We start from the raw sequence: 2080 nt of genomic DNA on the forward strand, positions 1-2080 counted from the left end.
TCAACCCTTAAATACCCAGAGGGATGTAGAAACAGTAGACCTCTTAACCGCATCGGGGCGCATATTAGCCACCCCAGTCACCAGTAAGGTTGATTTTCCCCACTGGGATAATTCAGCAATGGACGGCTATGCAGTAAAATTTACAGATGTCAAAAACTCGAGTCCCGAAAATCCAATAGCCTTGGAAATTATAGAAGAAATTCCAGCCGGGTATCAACCCCAGCAGCAAATTCAACCAGGACAAACAGCTCGTATTTTTACAGGTGCTTGTATGCCCAAAGGATCAGATACAGTAGTCATGCAAGAAGTGACTCAAAGACAAGGCAACAAAGTACTTATCCAAAAAACTCCAAGACCCCAAGAATTTGTACGATATCGTGGTTCATTTTATACCGCTGGTACTCCCTTACTCCAGCCTGGAATTATCTTAGGTGCTTCAGAAATAGCAGTATTAGCAGCACTTCAATGTCCGGAAATAACAGTGTATCGCCCACCTAAAGTCGGAATATTATCCACAGGCAATGAATTAGTCACACCAGACCAACCCCTACAACCAGGTCAGTTAGTAGACTCAAATCAATATGCCTTAGCAGTAGCTGTAGCACAGACAGGAGCAGAAGTAATACGACTTGGTATAGTGCCAGATGAACCAGAAATATTGAAAAAAACCATAGCTGAAGCAATAACAAGTACAGATTTTTTACTTTCCACCGGAGGAGTATCAGTAGGAGACTATGATTATGTAGAAGATATTCTCACCGAGTTAGGAGCAGAAATTCAGATTCATTCTGTAGCAGTTAAACCAGGAAAACCATTAACTGTTGCTAAATTTGCTGATACTCAATGTGTATATTTCGGTTTACCAGGAAACCCCGTTTCAGCATTAGTCAGTTTTTGGCGGTTTGTACAACCAGCGCTGAAAAAATTGGCAGGAGTCCAGGAAGCAGCATGGGGACCAGAATTTGTCACAGCGCGATCGCTTCAAGATTTACATTCCAACGGTAAAAGAGAAACTTATCTATGGGGTCAGCTAAAATTAGGAATAAATGGCCATGAATTTCAACTTGCCCAAGGCAGTCACAGCTCTGGAAATTTAATTAATTTAGCGGGTAGTACAGGTTTAGCAGTTATACCATTGAATGAAACTTCGATCGCGGTAGGCGAGTCAGTACAAGTGTTAAAAATAAGTTGATAGTCATCAACATCAGGAAAATTAAAAGGTAATTATGGAACAATTAACAATCAGTCAACAAGAGCAAACACGAATTTTAATTGTGGATGATGACCCAATGATGAACTTGGGTTAGAGCAAGTTTTGGGTAATTATGCCAATATTGAAATAGTAGGTTTAGCAGACAATGGTAAGTTGGGTGTAGCAGTGGCGGTCGAAAAGAAACCAGATTGAGTGGTTATGGATATTGCCATGTCAGAGCTTGATGGTATAGCAGCTACTCAGCAAATTAAGGAAAAACTCCCAGATACACGAGTGGTTGTACTCACATCTGACGATAGTCAGCAAGAAGTTATGGGTGCATTATCCAGTGGAGCAGATGCTTATTGTGTAAAGGGGGCAAGTGTAGAAAGGTTGATATCTGCTATTACTGCTGCTATAGATGGTGCTACTTATCTCGATCCACAAGTGGGGAGAATGGTTATTCAAAATTTGCAACCAATATTGCCATCGCTTCCAGAAAATTCAGCTAATTTGTCATCTAGAGAATTAGATGTTTTAAAATTGTTGGTAGAGGGTAAGACTAATACTGAAATTGCTAAAGACCTTTTTTTGAGTCCGAATACGATTAAAACTCATGTCATATCATGTCCGGTCGCATCGGTATTGTAAGCGTGAAGGTAAGGAAGAAGGAAGAAAGAAGAGGGAAGAAGGCTTAAAAGCTGAAAAAACGTAAATTTTCTCTAGATATTCACTCTTGGTTTTACACAAACGCGCCCCAGCGGACATGATATCAAAGGTATTATGAATAAACTAGCAGTTGATGATCGAGTTAAAGCAGCTGTTGTTGCTTTGAGAACAGGTTTGGTGTGAATTTGACTGTAATTTATTTATTTTATAAATAAATTT

The 2080-nt window shown here is 39.8% G+C and carries 2 protein-coding genes; both read left to right on the forward strand.

All coding sequences use genetic code 11. The features are described from left to right. The coding region (gene glp, locus F6K13_RS30125) for a gephyrin-like molybdotransferase Glp (protein ID WP_287289421.1) at nucleotides 1-1192 on the forward strand (1192 nt) is incomplete at its 5' end. A 219-nt stretch (nucleotides 1193-1411) separates the two neighbouring features. Further along, nucleotides 1412-1843, forward strand: a complete 432-nt coding sequence (locus F6K13_RS30130; protein WP_338043220.1) for a response regulator transcription factor — start codon at nucleotides 1412-1414, stop codon at nucleotides 1841-1843. The last annotated feature ends 237 nt before the right edge of the window (nucleotides 1844-2080 follow it).

It is taken from the genome of Okeania sp. SIO2B9, from assembly GCF_010672505.1.
Lineage (GTDB): Bacteria > Cyanobacteriota > Cyanobacteriia > Cyanobacteriales > Microcoleaceae > Okeania > Okeania hirsuta.

Bases quoted from the DNA above. Each gene is read 5' to 3' on its own strand.
- F6K13_RS30130 (WP_338043220.1), top strand. From the start codon at position 1,412: ATGGATATTGCCATGTCAGAGCTTGATGGTATAGCAGCTACTCAGCAA.